16 protein-coding genes and 1 tRNA gene are annotated in these 16847 nt (G+C 58.6%); 8 read left to right on the forward strand and 9 right to left on the reverse strand.

Features of this window, described 5'->3' with window-relative positions; translation table 11 throughout:
• Positions 1-94 precede the first annotated feature (94 nt).
• A tRNA-Leu gene (locus QZ377_RS03340) sits at positions 95-180 on the reverse strand.
• A gap of 64 nt (positions 181-244) precedes the next feature.
• Entirely contained in the window at positions 245-670 is a 426-nt protein-coding gene (locus QZ377_RS03345) for a hypothetical protein (protein WP_291439513.1), read from the reverse strand.
• A gap of 280 nt (positions 671-950) precedes the next feature.
• Between QZ377_RS03345 and QZ377_RS03350 the strand changes: the two genes are divergently transcribed.
• Positions 951-1421, forward strand: a complete 471-nt coding sequence (locus QZ377_RS03350; RefSeq protein WP_291439515.1) for a phosphatidylglycerophosphatase A — start codon at positions 951-953, stop codon at positions 1419-1421.
• Positions 1422-1521: 100 nt separating this feature from the next.
• On the opposite strand, the gene infA is transcribed toward QZ377_RS03350, so the two are convergent.
• From infA to QZ377_RS03375, 5 genes are all read right to left on the reverse strand, one after another.
• Positions 1522-1740 carry a translation initiation factor IF-1 gene (infA, locus tag QZ377_RS03355; protein WP_006008898.1) on the reverse strand — a complete coding sequence of 73 codons (219 nt, stop codon included), beginning with the start codon at positions 1738-1740 and terminating at the stop codon, positions 1522-1524.
• A gap of 347 nt (positions 1741-2087) precedes the next feature.
• Positions 2088-2948 (reverse strand): prolipoprotein diacylglyceryl transferase, encoded by an 861-nt coding sequence (gene lgt / locus QZ377_RS03360; RefSeq protein ID WP_291439517.1) that lies wholly within the window; start codon positions 2946-2948, stop codon positions 2088-2090.
• Complete coding sequence (gene moaC / locus QZ377_RS03365) at positions 2945-3436, reverse strand: cyclic pyranopterin monophosphate synthase MoaC (protein ID WP_291439519.1); 492 nt, start codon at positions 3434-3436, stop codon at positions 2945-2947. The genes lgt and moaC overlap by 4 nt, the downstream gene beginning before the upstream one ends.
• Positions 3437-3498: 62 nt before the next feature.
• A complete protein-coding gene (locus QZ377_RS03370) occupies positions 3499-4689 on the reverse strand; it encodes a metal-dependent hydrolase (RefSeq protein ID WP_291439521.1) in 1191 nt (396 codons plus the stop codon).
• 3 nt (positions 4690-4692) lie between these two features.
• Positions 4693-5043, reverse strand: a complete 351-nt coding sequence (locus QZ377_RS03375) for a chemotaxis protein (protein WP_291439523.1) — start codon at positions 5041-5043, stop codon at positions 4693-4695.
• Positions 5044-5343: 300 nt separating this feature from the next.
• Between QZ377_RS03375 and QZ377_RS03380 the strand changes: the two genes are divergently transcribed.
• The 6 genes from QZ377_RS03380 to leuB all read left to right on the forward strand — a co-directional run bounded on the left by QZ377_RS03380 (position 5344) and on the right by leuB (position 11909).
• A complete protein-coding gene (locus tag QZ377_RS03380) occupies positions 5344-5991 on the forward strand; it encodes a phosphatidylserine decarboxylase family protein (protein ID WP_291439525.1) in 648 nt (215 codons plus the stop codon).
• A 47-nt stretch (positions 5992-6038) separates the two neighbouring features.
• Complete coding sequence (gene pssA / locus QZ377_RS03385) at positions 6039-6800, forward strand: CDP-diacylglycerol--serine O-phosphatidyltransferase (RefSeq protein WP_291439527.1); 762 nt, start codon at positions 6039-6041, stop codon at positions 6798-6800.
• Between the two features lie 115 nt (positions 6801-6915).
• Positions 6916-8463 carry a 2-isopropylmalate synthase gene (locus QZ377_RS03390; RefSeq protein ID WP_291439529.1) on the forward strand — a complete coding sequence of 516 codons (1548 nt, stop codon included), beginning with the start codon at positions 6916-6918 and terminating at the stop codon, positions 8461-8463.
• 191 nt (positions 8464-8654) lie between these two features.
• Positions 8655-9917: a 3-isopropylmalate dehydratase large subunit gene (locus QZ377_RS03395; RefSeq protein ID WP_291439530.1), complete on the forward strand. Its 1263-nt coding sequence runs from the start codon at positions 8655-8657 to the stop codon at positions 9915-9917.
• Between the two features lie 133 nt (positions 9918-10050).
• Positions 10051-10548 (forward strand): 3-isopropylmalate dehydratase small subunit, encoded by a 498-nt coding sequence (locus QZ377_RS03400; protein ID WP_291439533.1) that lies wholly within the window; start codon positions 10051-10053, stop codon positions 10546-10548.
• 287 nt (positions 10549-10835) lie between these two features.
• Complete coding sequence (leuB, locus tag QZ377_RS03405) at positions 10836-11909, forward strand: 3-isopropylmalate dehydrogenase (protein WP_291439535.1); 1074 nt, start codon at positions 10836-10838, stop codon at positions 11907-11909.
• Positions 11910-12223: 314 nt separating this feature from the next.
• Here leuB and QZ377_RS03410 read toward each other — a convergent pair whose 3' ends face one another.
• Positions 12224-14518 carry a diguanylate cyclase gene (locus QZ377_RS03410; RefSeq protein ID WP_291439537.1) on the reverse strand — a complete coding sequence of 765 codons (2295 nt, stop codon included), beginning with the start codon at positions 14516-14518 and terminating at the stop codon, positions 12224-12226.
• A 207-nt stretch (positions 14519-14725) separates the two neighbouring features.
• On the opposite strand from QZ377_RS03410, the gene trmFO reads away from it, so the two are divergent.
• Positions 14726-16093 (forward strand): methylenetetrahydrofolate--tRNA-(uracil(54)-C(5))-methyltransferase (FADH(2)-oxidizing) TrmFO, encoded by a 1368-nt coding sequence (trmFO, locus tag QZ377_RS03415; protein ID WP_291439539.1) that lies wholly within the window; start codon positions 14726-14728, stop codon positions 16091-16093.
• A gap of 280 nt (positions 16094-16373) precedes the next feature.
• Here the strand turns inward: trmFO and QZ377_RS03420 are convergent.
• On the reverse strand, positions 16374-16847 hold a 474-nt coding region (locus tag QZ377_RS03420; protein WP_291439540.1), incomplete at its 5' end, for a DMT family transporter.

Consider the following 16847-nt stretch of genomic DNA (forward strand, 5'->3'; position numbering starts at 1 on the left):
ACGGCGCCCTTGAGCCTGCAAGGCTTGTCCGTTCGGAAAGCATTAAGCCCCACAATGCGTTTCAGGCTTTGTGGGGCTTTTTGAGATTGCAGCTTGGTACCCGGAGCGGGACTTGAACCCGCACACCTTAACGGCCAGGGATTTTAAGTCCCTTGTGTCTACCGATTCCACCATCCGGGCATGCACATAACCAAGGGTCGCGCAATGTCGGTCCTTTTTTCATATGCGCGTGGCAGGTGCAAATTTATTCCGCCTCTTGATCTCTCGATGCAGGCGCGGGCTCGCCGGTGCGCCAGACCCTGAGGCCCGGCGGCGGCTCAAGGGGAACAGTGCGTTCCTCTTCCTGCCATTGCCCTGCGCGCAGCCAGTATATATGCAGGGAATTGAGGTCCTTGTCCAGACACAACATCTGCCCCCGCACGCCAGAAGGCAGCAATACAGCGGCTTCCATAGCGATTTTCCGGTAAACGTAAAGCTTGTGTGCCTCAAAGGCGCACTGGAACATGAGCGCGTCGCCCAGGGGGGTAAAGTCCAGGTGCGCGGCGTCTGCCCGCAGCAGCAGGGCCGTGAGGTCAGCGGTAAGGTTTTCTTCTATAGCCAGCAGATCCTCATAGGTCAGGCTGTCATCATAGCTGAAGCGGCCAAAAAGTTCGCTGCGGTTTTTGTCCATGCCATGCCTATACGGGAAAGCTGTTTCTTAGGCAATAATGTGCATGTCGGGCATGAATACCAGGGCGGAAAAATGTACGTTGCGCTCGCTTTTCATGCGGTTGTGTGTGTTTTCATTCTGGCCCTGCACGCATAAAATGGCTAAACTGCACGCGCGAGAGTTTTTGTCGTGCAGGGGCCGGCGGCATCCGCATTTCGACTGTACGCTGAATATGGTGCCCTGCCAGTCTGCTGACGATTTTTGCCGCACTGTGCGGCGCTCAAATCTGCCCGGAGAAATAATGCGCCTGAAAGACCAGTTGGTTCTGTACTTTTGCCGTCTCGGCGTCGCCGGGCTGGACCCCAAGGCTCCCGGAACCTGGGGAACGGCCATGGCCTGTTTGCTGGCCCCCTACATTTTTTTGCCCCTGAATATCTGGCTGCGGGCGGCACTGCTGCTGGCACTCTTTTTTCTTGGGGCCATGGCTGCCACGCGCGCGGAAAAGCTGCTGGGCCGCAAAGATCCCGGCGAGGTCGTCATTGACGAACTGGTAGGGGTGTGGCTGGTGCTGCCGCCTTTTCCTGCCCCGAGCTTTTTTATGGTGTTGGCGGCTTTTGTGGCTTTTCGGATTTTTGACATCGCCAAGCCCTGGCCGGTCAAGGCCTCGGAAAAGTGGCTGCCCGATGGTTACGGCGTCATGATTGACGACGTGGTGGCCGGTTTGTGGGCTTTGCTGTGCGTGGGCGCACTTGCCTGGATGGGGCTTTCATAACAGAATAGAGGCGCAGCCATGCTGCGAAAAGAGAAGAGGGGGCGCGGCCAGGGGCGGTTCGGCCACAGCAGTGGCTATAGAAAAGCCGCCGCGCCCGCTGCTACTTCATGCGGTAGGTAATGCGCCCGCGGGTAAGGTCATAGGGAGAAAGTTCTACCTTGACGCGGTCGCCGGGCAGGATGCGGATATAGAATTTGCGCATTTTGCCGGAAATATGGGCCAGCACTTCGTGACCGTTTTCCAGCTCCACGCGGAACATGGCGTTGGGCAGGGCTTCCTGCACTACGCCGTCAACTTCAATGGAACCTTCTTTAGCCATGTGATCTCCGTAAAAAATGATTAGGATAAACGGCGGTCAGCTTCACAAAAAAGCGGGCTGGTGTCAACTGCGCGGCTGTTGACACAGGTACGGGCAGACGGCAGCCGTGCAAAAGCAGAGCCGCATCCCGCGTATTGTGAGCTGCCTGGCGTTGCTGTGTTTACGCCGTGCGGCTGTGACACAGCAGAGTTTGTGCGCAAAGCGATTGCTACCGCGGCACGTCGTGGCGCCGTGTGACGACAATGCCGATTTTACACCGGTAAAATTTGTTGCCCGCAGCGGCAAGCCGGAAAAGTGCTCCGCGCCCGGCGTCTTGTATGCCGGATGCGCTTCACCCCTGAACGGGACTACTTTTTCGGCTTGCGTTTTTTATTGTTGGAGCCACCCGGATTTTTCGGCCCGGGCCGGTCTATCACCACATGCATGCCCTGTTGCATGATCGGGGCCTGACGCCAGAGCAGCCACAGACCGACAGCCATGAGCGGAAGGCAAAGCACCTGCCCCATGGTCAGCCAGCCGAACGCAAGGTAGCCAAGCTGGGCATCGGGTATACGCACAAACTCAACGATAAAGCGGAACAGGCCGTAACCAAGGGCGAACAGGCCCGAAACAGCCCCGCGCTTGCGCGGTTTCAGCGAATATATCCACACCAGGGCAAAAAGAACCAGCCCTTCCAGCAGCGCTTCATAAAGCTGGCTGGGATGGCGCGGCAGCGAGCCGCCGCCGGGAAAGATCACGCCCCAGGGGCCGTCCGTCACCTTGCCCCACAATTCGCCGTTAATGTAGTTGCCCAGGCGTCCGAAAAAGAGGCCCTGAGGAACCAGCGGGGCCACAAAGTCCGAAATATCCAGAAAGGAGCGGTGTCGTGTTTTGGCAAAGTACCAGAAAGCGCCAAGTACGCCAAGCAGGCCCCCGTGAAAGGACATGCCGCCGTTCCAGATGCGCAGGATTTCCATCGGGTCGGAGATGTAGACGGGCAGATCATAAAACAGCACATACCCCAGGCGCCCGCCCAGAATGATGCCGATCATGACGCAGGTCAGCAGGTCGTCCACATCGGTGGCCCGCCAGTCCGAACCGGGCCGCGAAGCGCGCCAGCGGCCCAGCCACCAGCCCAGGCCAAAGCCCGCAAGGTACATGAGTCCATACCAGCGCAACTGCAGGTTGCCAATGCTGAAAGCAACAGGATCAATATGAGGCAGCATCATTCTTCCATATCAGGGGCGTTGAATTCGCCGCTTTTGCCGCCGCGCTTGTGCAGCAGGCGCACCCGGCTGATGATGATATCGCGCTGCACGGCCTTGCACATGTCATAAATAACGGCGGCAGCGGTTTGCGCGGCCACAATGGCCTCCATCTCCACGCCGGTATTGCCCACCGTGCGGGTTTCGGCCTCAATGCGGATGCGCGGCGGTGTTTCACTTACTTCAAAGCGGATGTCGGCATAGGTGAGGCTCAGCGGATGGCACAGGGGAATAAGCTCGCCAACGCGCTTGGCAGCCATGATACCGCCGATTTTGGCACAGGTGAGCACGTCGCCCTTGGGCAGGGCCACCTTGAGCAGAAGCTCGAGGGTTGCGGGGCGCAGCTCTACCACCGCTTCGGCGATGGCCACACGTTCTGTGGCCTGCTTGCCTCCAACGTCCACCATAGTCACATTGCCCTGCCCGTCCAGATGCGAAAAACTGCTGTTCATAAACACCTCGTCGGCATTGTTGTAATGTGTGTGGGCGATTGTGTCCGCCCGGCGGGGGAGCCTCAACGCAGCCCGACCAGCCAGTCCAAAATGCCGGGTGAAGCGGGCGGCCGGGGAGATTGCCAGTGTGAATCCTTGCCACTGTCGGAAAAGCGCAGACGCTCAAGCAGAAGGCGCGCTTCAGGCGGCGCTTCCGTTTGCGGCGTCCCGTCTTTTTTCACGGCGGGCATTTCCAGTTCCGTCATATATCGGAAGGGAATATCCGCATTGGGGCGGCTGGCCATGGCGGCGCGTACCAGTTTCAGGCTGCTGCCGAAGCGCAGGTCATGAAAAAGCATGTATGTGACGCGCCCTGAAGTTTCAGGGCCTGCGCCGTCAGTGCCACCAGCGTCCGGAGTATGGAAAGCGCCGGGAGCGCCGGGCGGCATATCCTCGGCGATCAGCGGGCTCATGACGGGCAGCAGGGTGAAATCGAAAAAGGCGTCCGCAGCTACGGACTGGCGGGCCAGCGCGGCCATAAGCTCCGGCGGTGCGGCCTTGTGGGGAACCGGAGCATCGTGCGGGCGGCCCAGGGCGTCAAGCCCCTGGCTGTAGACAATGCGGCCCTGGGGGCCGTCTTCTTCATAAATGGTGCGCCAGAACAGGGGGGCGAAGCCGTCGGGCAGCACCACAATCCGACCTGCTGTGCGGCCCTCCGCAGTCAGCCGTTGTTCGGTCTGCGCCGTGTGCCAGGCATTGAGCCCGATACACAGGGCCGGGTAAACAATAATCCAGGCCAGAGCCAGCCGCATAAGGCCACGCCGCGCGCGCCACCGCAAGACGGCCCAGAGCAGGGGCAGGGTAAGCAGCAGGTCTATGATAAAGACAGCATTAAGGCGTACCCTTTCATGCGAGAAGGGCAGATATATCATGGTTCCGTAGGTGGTGATGACATCCAGCCAGATATGCAGCAGCACCATGCACACCATAAACAGCCAGACTTTGGCAAAGCCCCAGTGTTCCGGCGTGTGCGCCCGCCACAGGGGACGCGACAGCAAGGCCAGCAGCAGCCCCAGCAGCGGAGCCGCCGCCAGTGAATGCGTGATGCCCCGGTGCAGCAGCAGGAATTGCAGCGGGGTGTGGCAAAAGATCACATCGATGTCAGGCGAGGCCGCCGCAAGGGCGGCCAGCGGCACAGCCCACCGGGTGGCGGGGCGGCGCGGCAGGGCCAGCATGGCCACAGCGCCGCTGGCGGCATGGGTAATGGGATCCATAGATTATTGCTTGAAAGGGCTGCGTTGTTTGGGAACGGCCCTGTATTCCGGGTGTTCCGGGTTTTGCTCGCGGTCAAGGCCATGCGCGCGGTTGAACTGTTGCAATCGCCATTGCTGCGTGTTGGCCATGATGTCGGGCCTGTTCTGGATGTAAAGCAGTTGCTGTGTCCGGCTGGATCCCATGATGGGATAGCGCAACTGGTCTTCGGTGGCCACGCCCTGCGCGGTTGCAGGAGCGTCGCCGGAGGTTCCCGCGCCTATGTCCTTGGGGCCGCAACCGGCCAGCAGGCATGTCAGGGCAAGACTGCATATGGCGGCCCGGGCCGGAAGGAGGCGGGTGAACGTACTGCTCATGCCCTACAGTATAGTCCCGGCGGCGGCATACGGCAAGAGGCGTGCCGCAGTCATATTTTGCGCGGGAAATGAACGCCGCGTGGCCGGGCGGTGTGCTGGGTGTCGGGCCGGATCGTCATATGCGGAGCCGTTTTTCAGCGGCCGTAATACTGGGTTTTAGATCTGCTGCGGCGTAAAGGCGGCTCCGTCCAATGCCCCGTGGTTTTTACTTCCGCTTGCCATGCGGGTCACATCGGTCTATGGTGTTGCATTGATTGCGCAACCGCGCGGCCCGGCCGCGCATTACGGACAGGAGATGCCATGCGTCCCGCCCATTGCGGTATTACCCCCGAAGGATGGCCCTGCATAGGTCTTACCGGTTTTTCGGCCCTTGTTTTTGCCGCCCTTGGCTGGTGGCCTCTGGCTCTTGTTTTTCTGGCCCTGTGCTGGTTCAGCATGCATTTTTTTCGCGACCCCGAGCGCGTTACACCCCGGGGCGAAGGGCTTGCCATCAGCCCTGCTGATGGAAAAATTATCCGCATTGAAGAAAAAAACGATCCTTTCAGCGGCGAAAAACGCCTGTGCATCAGTATTTTCATGAACGTGTTCAGCGTGCATGTGAACCGTGCGCCCGTGGCCGGAACAGTGGAAGACATCCGCTATTTCCCCGGTGCGTTTGTCAATGCCGCCTTTGACAAGGCCGCCACTGACAACGAACGCTGCGCCTACAGCCTGCGCGATGCCGACGGTAAACTGTGGAGCATGGTGCAGATTGCGGGTCTTGTGGCCCGGCGTATTGTCTGCCGTACGGACGTGGGCGATGCTCTTGAACGCGGGCAGAGGTACGGCATGATCCGTTTTGGTTCACGTGTTGACCTTTACCTGCCTGAAGGATATGTTGCGGCTGCGCAGTTGGGGCAGCAGGTTTTTGCCGGGCAGTGTGTTGTGGCCCGCGCAAAGCAAAGCTAGCTTTTTTTCGGCGCTATAACGGCCCCTTGGGCCATATTGGGTGAAGCATGACCACAGAAGTCAAAAAGCCGCGCAAAGGAGTTTACCTCCTGCCGAACATGATCACGACGTTGAGCATGTTCCTTGGCTTTTTGTCTATGGTCTGGGCCGGGCAGGGGCGCTTTGAAGCCGCCTGCATGGCCATTCTGCTTTCCGCCGTTATGGACGGGCTTGACGGCAAGGTCGCCCGCCTGACCAATACGGCCAGCGAGTTCGGCGTACAGTACGATTCGCTTTCCGACCTTGTGGCCTTTGGCCTTGCCCCCGCCATGCTGCTCTGGCAATGGCAGTTGCAGAGCTTCAATCGCGTGGGCATTGCCGCTGCCTTTATTTATGCCGCATGCGGGGCCTTGCGCCTTGCGCGTTTCAACGTCAGCACCGCTGCTGCGGGCAAGCGCTTTTTTATTGGCCTGCCCATTCCCGCCGGCGGCTGCACCATCGTGACATTCGTGTTTTTTGCCGCTCTTTTTCCCGAAGTGTTGCAGCCCGTTACGCCGTATGTGGCCCTTTTGCTGGCCTTGGGCGTGGGTACACTTATGGTGAGCCGGGTGCGTTATTTTTCCTTTAAGGAATACGACTTTTTGCGCGCGCATCCCGTTCGTACCATGCTTGCCTTTCTGCTTATCCTTGCCATCGTGATATCTTTCCCGCGCGTCATGGGCTTCACGCTCTGTGCCGTGTATATTGCCGGTGGCCTTGTCTACACCTTCGTTATCCTTCCCCGCCGCGACCGTCAGCTACTACGCGCCCTATCGCCTCAGAGCGATTAAGGTTGCGTAACGGCTCGCCGCCCCTATGGGCGGAATGCCTCCCTCCCTGGACCCGCCGCCCTGTCGGTGGCCGTTATGCAAGAAATATTACTTGTCATATCCAGAGGAGTTTCTCATGAATAATCGTGTGTATTTTTTCGACACTACCTTGCGCGATGGCGAGCAGTCGCCCGGCGCCACCATGAATTTACAGGAAAAATTGCGCCTTGCCCATCAGCTTGAAGTGCTCGGTGTGGATATTATGGAGGCAGGTTTTCCCGCTTCCAGCCCTGGTGATTTTGAGTCCGTGCAGCGCATTGCCGCACAGGCCGGGGATATACAGGTCGCAGGCCTTGCCCGTTGCGTGGCGGGCGACATTGACCGCTGCTGGGAAGCCATAAAAGATGCGCGCAATCCCCGCATCCATATCTTCCTCTCCACTTCGCCGCTGCATATGCGCCACAAGCTGCGCAAAGATCCCGATGACGTGCTCAGAATGGCCGTTGAAGGCGTGAAGCGTTGTGCCATGTATACGAGCAACGTGGAATTTTCCTGCGAGGATTTCTCCCGTTCCGAACCGGAATTTCTCTGCCGCGTGGTTGAGGCCGTCATCAAGGCCGGGGCCACCACCGTCAACCTGCCGGATACCGTGGGGTACGCCCAGCCCGCCGAATATGCGGCCCGCATCGAACATGTCATCAGCAATACGCCCAACAGCGACAAGGCAATTTTCAGCGTACACTGCCATAACGACCTGGGCCTTGCCGTGGCGAACACGCTGGCGGCCTTCAGGGTGGGGGTGCGCCAGGCCGAAGTCACGCTCAACGGCATCGGCGAGCGTGCGGGCAATGCCTCGCTGGAAGAAATTGTCATGAACCTGCGGGTGCGCCAGAACTATTTTGGCCTGGAGCACAATATTGTCACCGAGCAGCTCTATCCTTCGTGCCGCCTGCTTTCTATGACCATTGGCCAGCCCATACCCAACAATAAGGCCATTGTGGGGGCCAACGCCTTTGCGCATGAATCCGGAATACACCAGGACGGCATGCTCAAAAACCGTGAAACCTACGAAATAATGACGCCGCAGTCAGTGGGCCGCACCGAGAGCAATCTTGTTATCGGCAAGCACTCGGGCCGTAATGCCGTGCGCAACAAGTTTGAAGCTATGGGCTACAAGCTTGATGACGACCAGCTCAACCTGATTTTTGAGGCTGTAAAACAGTTGGCCGACCGCAAGAAAAATCTGCACGACGATGACCTTATGGCGCTTGTGCAGGAAGAGATATACCGCGCGCCCGACCGCTTCCGCCTGCGCCATGTGAGCGTGCAAAGCTCGGATACCGGCGGCGTGCCGCCCACTGCCGCCGTCATTATGGATGTGGACGGCAAGGAGAGCAGCGGTGCGGGATTTGGCGTCGGCCCTGTGGATGCGCTTTTCAATGTCATTGCCGACATGGTGGGCCGTGAGGCGGAGCTTGAGCAGTACGCCATCAATGCCATTACCGGGGGAACCGACGCTCTGGGCGAGGTGACTGTGCGCTTGCGCGATGGAGAATACAGCGCGGTAGGGCGTGGAACGCACCCCGATATTTTTGTGGCCAGCGCCCGTGCCTATGTCAACGCCCTGAACCACCTTGCGAAGAAAGAAGAAGAGGGGCCGCGCCTGCATTGCCAGCACGACTGAGAGGCGTTTTTTTCCTGAACCGACGGCCGGCGGCATGCCGGCACAAACGGAACCTCGCGGCGCAGGCCGCAATGCCGGGCTACGGCGGCCCCCTTTTTGAGCGGCATGCCCGCGCCAGGGAGTTCATGCAAAAGCAAATCCCGCCGGGTATGCCCCCAAGGGGCGGTTCAAGTTTCAAAGGAGAACAGATCATGGCTCAGACGCTTGCGCAAAAAATATTACAAGCCCATACGGACGATGCGGTAGAGCAGGACGGCCAGATCGTCCAGTGCCGTGTATCCATGGTGCTTGCCAATGATATTACCGGGCCGCTTGCCATCAAGTCTTTTTACGGCATGGGCGCAAAAAAGGTTTTTGACCGCGCAAAAATTGCCCTTGTGATGGACCATTTTACCCCGCAAAAAGATATTGATTCGGCCAATCAGGTGCTCATCAGCCGCCGCTTTGCCGAAGAGCAGGGTATTGTGCACTATTATGAAGGCGGCGACTGCGGTGTAGAACACACCCTGCTGCCGGAACAGGGCCTGGTAGGCCCCGGTGACCTCGTCATCGGCGCTGACAGCCACACCTGCACCTATGGGGGTATCGGCGCTTTTGCCACCGGTATGGGGTCCACAGACATTGCGGCGGGCATGGCCCTGGGCGAAACATGGCTTAAAGTGCCGTCCACCATCCGTGTCAATATCAGCGGCGACATGCCCCGGTGGCTGCGCGGCAAAGACCTGATGCTCATGCTTATCGGTGAGATCGGCGTGGACGGGGCGCTGTACAAGGCCCTGGAATTCGGCGGCTCCGTGGTGGACGCTCTTTCCGTTGAAGGCCGCCTGAGCATGGCCAATATGGCCATCGAGGCCGGGGGCAAGGTCGGGCTTTTTGCGGTGGATGCCAAGACCCGCACCTATTGCGCTGAACACAAGCGCCCAGGTGTACTGGAAAATATGGCGGCCGATTCCGGTGCTGTGTATGAGCGCGTGGTGGACATGGATGTAACGGGCAAGGAGCCGGTGGTGGCCTGCCCACACCTGCCGTCCAATGTGAAGCCCGTTTCCGAAGTACGCGATACCGCCATACAACAGGTTGTTATCGGCTCCTGCACCAACGGCCGCATCAGCGACATGCGCGATGCCGCCGAAGTGCTGCGCGGCCGCAAGGTGGATAAAAACGTGCGCTGTATCGTGTTGCCCTCCACGCCCACGGTGTGGAAGCAGTGCCTTCGTGAAGGCCTTATCGAGGTGTTTATGGAGGCGGGGTGCATTGTGGGGCCGAGCACCTGCGGGCCCTGTCTGGGCGGGCATATGGGCATTCTGGGTGACGGCGAGCGCGCTGTGGCCACAACCAACCGCAACTTCAGGGGCCGCATGGGCAGCCTGAGTTCCGAGGTCTATCTGGCAAGCCCGTTGGTGGCGGCGGCTTCGGCTGTAACCGGGTATGTGGCCGGGCCGGATCAGTTATAAAGCCGGGGTCCTGCGGTCGTTCAACCTGCCGTCGGGGTAACGCCCGAACGAAGGGGAACAGCAGGACGCCACTGGCCGGAAGATGCAAAAAAACTGCACAACCCATGCCGGGCAGGCAAGAAGGATCATGAGCATGAATTATAAGGGTAAGGCCCACAAAGTGGGCGAACATATTGATACGGACGCCATCATCCCCGCGCGTTTTCTTGTAACCACCGATGCACAGAAGCTTGGTGAAAACTGCATGTCCGGTCTTGAGCCGGGCTGGGCCAAACGCGTGGCCCCCGGCGACATTATGGTGGCCGGGCGCAATTTCGGGTGCGGCTCATCCCGCGAGCATGCTCCCATCGCCATTCTGGGGGCAGGCATGCCCGTGGTTATCGGACACAGTTTTGCGCGCATTTTTTACCGCAATGCCTTCAATATGGGGCTGTTGCTTATGGAAGTGGGCGATGAGGTGGACAAGATCAATGATGGGGATGCGCTGGAAATTGAAGCCTCCACGGGAGCCATCCGCAACCTGACCACCGGCGCTGAAATCACCTGCCCGCCGTTGCCCGCGTCAATGGCCGGCATTCTGGCAAAGGGGGGGCTTGTGGGCTACGTGAAAGAGCGGCTCGCCCAGGTGTAGATGTTTTTACCTTTTTTGCGTGTAGTGTCGCTGAAGCAGCGTTATGCTGTCATGCCATTGCTCTGGCGGCTGCGTGCAAAAACGTCCGCCACAACGGCGGATGCGCAGCCGGTCTGTGCGGCAGCGCGCCGGGATGAAGTTTGAAAAATGTTGAGCATGCATATGTTCAACGCAGCCCCCAGTAACGGCCCGCGCGCGGCGGCCGGAGAGCTTGAACCGGGGGAGGAGCCGGCGCGGCATGCATGCGCTTTTCCCGCGGGATGATCAAATATATGCAAGGATGTTTCATGAAAAAGACTATCTGCCTGTTGCCCGGCGACGGTATCGGCCCGGAAATAGTAGCCCAGGGCGTCAAGGTTCTGGAAGCCACGGCTGAAAAATTCGGCCATCAGTTTGTTTTTGAGACAGCCCTTATCGGCGGTGCGGCCATTGACGCTGCGGGCGATCCTTTGCCCGAAGCCACAGTGCGGCTGTGCCGCAATGCCGATGCCGTGTATCTCGGCGCGGTGGGCGGCCCCAAATGGGATGGCATGAGCCAAGACCTGCGGCCCGAGAAGGGCCTGCTGCGCATCCGCAAAGAGCTTGGCCTGTTTGCCAACCTGCGCCCGGCTATGCTCTTGCCCGAGCTTGCGGGGGCCTGCCTGCTGCGGGCTGACATTGCAGCCAGGGGGCTTGACCTTATGGTGGTGCGCGAATTGACTGGCGACGTGTATTTCGGTGAACCCCGTGGTATTGAAATACGCGACGGCCTGCGTACCGGCTACAATACCATGCTGTATAATGAAGAAGAGATCCGCCGTATCGCCGTGATTGCCTTTGAAACGGCCCGCAAGCGCAGGCGCAGGGTATGCTCGGTGGAGAAGAGCAATGTGCTGGAATGCTCGCGCCTCTGGAAAGAAGTTGTCATGGAGGCTCACCGGGAATACGCCGATGTGGAGTTGAGCCACATGTATGTGGATAATGCCGCCATGCAGCTTGTGCGCGACCCCTCGCAGTTTGATGTGATTCTGACGGGCAATATTTTTGGCGATATCCTGTCGGACGAGGCTTCGGTTATCACCGGCTCTCTGGGCATGCTGCCTTCGGCCTCTACCGGGGCTGAAGGGCCGGGACTGTTTGAGCCCATACATGGCTCCGCCCCGGATATCGCGGGCCATGATGTAGCCAACCCCCTGGCGACCATTCTTTCAGCCGCCATGATGCTGCGCTTGGGCTTTGATATGGCCGAAGAGGCTGACCATATTGAAAAGGCCGTGCGCAAAACCCTGGCTGACGGTTTTCGCACTGCCGACATTATGGAACCCGGCAAGGAGCTGCTGGGCTGCGTAGCCATGGGTAACAAGGTGGTAGAACGCCTGTAGGACAATTTACCTTGAGATTGCGCTGATGGCAGTGGGAGGAAGCCCAGCCGCCTCCAGCCCTTGCCTGAAGGGGGTGCGGATCAAGGCCGCGGTCCGGGCCGTTGCCTGGCAAGCGCCGCAGTACGCGCCGTAATGTTTTGAAAATACGCAATCTTAAATGCCAGTACTGTGAAATGTGGACGCAAGCCATAAAAAACCCGCTTTATGCGGGTTTTTTATGGCTCTATCTGCGGGCCTTATCTGCAAGATGGTCTGCGAGATGTTCTACGCGATGCTCTGCGGAGGGCTTTGCAGCATGCGGGCATTGCCCGGCATCACTGCTCTTCGGGAAAAAGGGAATCATACGCGTTTTTTTGTTCTCCGGCGCTCAGTTCCGCATAAAACACACACTGGTTGCGGCCACGTCGCTTGGCTTCATAGGTGGCCATGTCGGCATGTTTGTAAAGTTCCGAAAAATCATGGCCGTCAGTGGGGTGGCAGGACACGCCCACGCTGGCGGTGAGGGGCTGGTCGTCTGGTCCCTGGCCGCAATGCAGCCGCAACTGTCTGACCAGGGTTGCGGCTCTTTCATGTATTTTGGAAAGCGGCATGGTTTCGGTGCAGAAAACAAGAAATTCATCGCCGCCCACACGGCCCACAATATCGCTGCCGCGGAAATTGCGGCGGATGATCTGGGCCATCTGGTAAATGGCCTTGTCGCCCACGGTATGGCCAAACCTGTCGTTGATGCTTTTGAAGTTGTCAAAATCTATCATAAACATGGCGTAAATGCCGACATTGGTACCGTTATGCAGGCTCAGAAACCGTGAAATGGCCTGCTCTGTGGCGCGTTTGTTGTACATGCCCGTGGCGCTGTCGCGCGTGGCCTGGGTGCGCAGACGCAGTTCCAGCGTTTTTTGCCGGTCTATATCGGTAATGATGCCGATAAAATATATGGGTTTACCCTGGGCGCTGATAAGGCTTGAGGCCTCAATGCGGTACCAGTGGTACAGACCGCTGGCATCGCGCAGGCGCAGTTCAACCTGCTTTTTATGTTCGTGCATGTCCTGATGCACACGCCTTTGAAAATCTTCAAGCAGTGCGTGGTCGTCAGCATGTACGGGAATACGCCCTTGTTCCGGATTCGGCTCAAGAATGTTGAACATATGGCCGAAGGTCTGCATCCATTTTGCAGAACAGGAGAAGTTGCCGGTAATAAGATTCTGCTCAAAGATAATAATATCGTGCTGCTCCAGAATGAACTGGTAGCGCTCGTCGGAAATGCGTTTGGCCTGTGCGGCCTCTTTATTGTGGGTAATGTCAAAGACGATGCTCTGGATATACGTTTGCCCCGGCCCGGCCTGCACCGGGGACCCCTTGTGGTACAGCCAGATAAGAGAGCCGTTTTTGGCGCTGGTGCGGTATTCCACATCAATGGGAATGCCCGCTTCCAGTTGCTGCTGCATGGTACGGAGGGCGTTTTCCCGGTCGGGCTCAAAAATTGACAGGGCAAAATCTTTGCCGAAGCGTTGCTCGAATTCGTCTTTGCGGTAGCCGAGCATCTTGAGAAAATTGGGGCTGATGAACTGGAATGTGCCGTGCAGGCCGCCGAATTTGATGACGCCGCCGGATATACTTGCAATGATGGAGCGGTAGTCTTCCTGCTGGCGATGGATGGTGCGGTGGTAGCTTTGCATGACGCCGATGGTCAGAATCAGCAGCAGCCCGGCCAGGATGGACAGACGCCAGGCCAGCGTGGTGGTAATGTCGTTTTGCCTGTCCACCAGATGGTTCACCACTTCTTCCGGCAGCAGCGAAACCACCTGCCAGCCGTATTGCTGTAGCGGCACGTGCGTAACGTAGTAGGAATGGTGATCGTCTTTTATCAGGCAGTCTGTCTTTCGCGGACAGTCCGGCCCGTGCGTGGTGTCAAAAATGGTCAGCAGATGTTCGCGCAGTGAGACGGGCAACCCTTTTTCCGCCATTTGTGGAAACAGCCTGTCCAGACTGCCCGGCGGCGCGGCCGAGAACAGCAGGCGTCCGTTGCCGTCAAAAACCATATTACAGGTTTTGTCGCCAAACGCCCTGGTAAACAGGCTTTTTTTCATGGGATCGTCTTCAAGTTCGCCGATCAGGACGGCCACGATTTCCTTGTTTCGCTGTATGGGCAGCGCTACGGCAAGCTTGCTGCCCTTGCCGTCAGGCACGGCGGCAATATTGGCTGTTCCGGCCAGGGCGCGTTCAAACAGGCTCTTTTTGCTGTTCCGCTCAATATCAATAGAAAGCCCCGTCATGGAGCAAAAGCCCTGGCCGTCCGGGCTGATGATGGCAAATCTTTTCAGGCCGGCGGCACGCAGCAGCGGGGCATAATGCAGCACACAGTCTTTGCGGGGCAGGCAGTCCTCTTTAGCCAAAAATCCGGTAATACCCTGTAATTCAGTGAGCTTGTTCTCAAGGCTGTGTTCAAAGTCGTCGGCCACACGCAGGCTCACTTCGGCAAGCCGTGTAGTGATGTCCTGTGACAGGTGGCGCGTTGTTTCCACTGTGTATTCGCGCACCACTACGAGCAGCGCGGTGAACAACATCGCGAGAACAACGATCGCTATGAAGGTTTTGGACGACTTGACCATGCGTTTACCCGTGTTAGAATAACCTTTCAACAATACGCATTTTGAATGACGAAGGGAAGAGCGCCCAGGGCATGCAAAAAAGGCAGCCCGATTCTGGTGATCTTTAAGAATAGCAACTTCGATATAAAAAATAACGTGTTATTGATTATCGCTCTCATGCTTGCCAGAAGCCTTTTTTTCTTACAATCTGCCCGCAGAGGAGAATATATGCAAAAATTGTCCATAGCCGTGGTGGGCGGCGGCCTTGCCGGCTGCGAATGCGCGTTGCGTCTGGCCCGATCCGGACATGCGGTGGAGCTTTTTGAACAAAAGCCCTTGTTTCACTCACCGGCCCACGTCAGCGATCATCTGGCGGAGCTTGTGTGCTCCAACTCCCTGCGTTCGGACGAGCCCACCTCGGGCGTGGGATTGCTCAAGGCCGAAATGCGTGCCCTGGGCAGCCAGTTCATGGAAGCTGCCGATGCCTGCCGCGTGCCTGCGGGCAAGGCCCTTGCCGTAGACCGCGAGGCTTTTGCCCGCAACATGAGCGAACGTGTGGACGCCGAAGCGAATATCCGCCTTGTGCGGCAGCAGGTGCAGTCGCTGGATGATGCTGCGCTGGAGCCGTTCAAGGGAGAAGGGCGCGCCATCATCGTGGCCGCAGGGCCTATGGCGTCCGAGGGACTGTCGGCTTCTCTGGCCGGAGCGCTGGGCGAAAAGCACTGCTATTTTTATGATGCCATAGCTCCTATCATCTGGACGCATTCACTGAATATGGACATTGTTTTTCGTGCTTCGCGCTATGGGCAGGAAAACGGCGACGCCGAAGGAGAAGGCGATTACCTGAACTGTCCCATGAGCCGCGAGGAATACGAAGTTTTCTATCAGGCCCTGCTGGACGCCCAAAAGGTCGCCGCGCACGAATTTGAGCAGGAAAAGCATTTTGAAGGGTGCATGCCGGTGGAAGCACTGGCCGAGCGTGGTCAGCGTACGCTCACCTTCGGCCCGCTCAAGCCCGTAGGCTTTGTGGACCCGCGCACAGGCCGTCGCCCCTGGGCCATCCTGCAACTGCGGGCTGAAAACGCCAACAGCGATACCTGCAACCTTGTGGGCTGCCAGACCAAGCTGACCCAGGGGGAGCAGGCTCGTGTCTTCCGCCTTGTGCCGGGGCTGGAAAAAGTGGAGTTTGCCCGCTTCGGCAGCATGCACCGTAATACCTATGTAAACGCGCCGCATGTGCTGGACGCTGACCTGTCCCTCAAAGCGCGGCCGGGCGTTTACCTTGCCGGACAGATTACCGGCGTGGAAGGCTATGTGGAATCCGCCGCCAGCGGCCTGTGGCTTGCCCTTCTGCTGGATGCGCGCGCCCGTGGTCTGGATCTGGCGCAGCCCCCGGCGGAAAGCGCCCTCGGGGCTTTGCTCGGTCATCTGCAAACCCCGGCCAAACGGTTTCAGCCTTCCAACGCCCACTTTGGCCTTATGCCGGACCTGGGGGAAAGGGCGCGCAAAAAAGACCGCAAGGCGTTGTATTCGGCCCGGGCGCAAGAAGCATTCGCACCCTGGCTGCACGAACTGAAGACAGCCGGGCTGGCCTGAGCCTGCTTTGCTCTTGCAGGGTCGGTTCAGCCTCTGGCGGGGCCTGCCCGAAGCACGCTTGAAGCCCGTCCCGGACTTGCCCGGGATTTGCCCGCAGTTTGCCCTAAACTTGTCTAACGTGGGTATGGTCGCCTGACGCACAGCGCAGTATGGCAACATACCTGTGTTTACGCCCGGATGTTGTATCGGCATCCGGGCGTTTTTGTTTATACAAAATATTTACAGGCGGTGCAGCCGTTGATGCCGCCATATGCGGGCAAGCAGAGGCGGCACGTCGGCTTTACGGGGCGGGCGGGGCTGATGGCGGATCAACCGGACCGGATGGGCCGGATGGCCCGGAAGCTTCGGCCGTGCGCTTTGCTTTGCGGCGCTCCAGCAGGTGACGTATGTGGCCGCCAAGCATGACCAGAACCACTGACGTTGCAATAAGGGCCAGCCCTGTGACCAGCGACAGGCTGAAAGGCTCGTTGAACACCAGTATGCCCACGACCACCGCGGTAACAGGTTCCAGCACGCCCATCACGGCCGCCAGGGTAGAGCCGATGCGTTGCACGGCCAGGATGAGGGTGTAGTTGGAAAGCACCGCGGTTACTATGGCCAGCAGACCGGCCAGTGCCAGTTCCTGCCAGCTTTGCAGCAACTGGAAGCTGTTTGTTGCCAGCGAGTTTGCCAGTGAACATAACGCGCCGAAGGCCATCACATAAAAAGTGAGCACAAGGCCCGTCATGTTGCTGATGCGGGCTGCGCAAAGGCT

Source organism: Desulfovibrio sp. (genome assembly GCF_019424165.1).
Lineage (GTDB): Bacteria > Desulfobacterota > Desulfovibrionia > Desulfovibrionales > Desulfovibrionaceae > Desulfovibrio.